Below are 335 nucleotides of genomic sequence, written 5' to 3' on the forward strand. Positions count from 1 at the left end.
GCAGCTACGCGTAATTTCGGATACAGGGCTTTCACCTTCTACGGCGGAGTTTCCCAACTCCTTCTCCTATTACGCTTCACTGCCGGGTACATGGCAGTGTACCCCCAGTACGGCCTTCAACCCCGCATACGCAACGGCTGCCACCTTCTACACGTATGCGGTTTGGGCTCCTCCCCTTTCGCTCGCCGCTACTCAGGGAATCTCTTTTTGATTTCTTCTCCTCCGGGTACTAAGATGTTTCAGTTCCCCGGGTTCCCCCCGTACACCTATGTGTTCAGTGTACGGTGACCGGCCATTACGCCGGCCGGGTTCCCCCATTCGGATATCCGCGGATC

General features: G+C 56.7%; 1 rRNA gene. It reads right to left on the reverse strand.

Going from position 1 to position 335, the window contains the following annotated elements:
• Positions 1-335: ribosomal RNA gene (locus ciss_RS09165) — 23S ribosomal RNA — on the reverse strand; the annotation flags it as partial.

Source organism: Carboxydothermus islandicus, assembly GCF_001950325.1.
GTDB lineage: Bacteria > Bacillota > Z-2901 > Carboxydothermales > Carboxydothermaceae > Carboxydothermus > Carboxydothermus islandicus.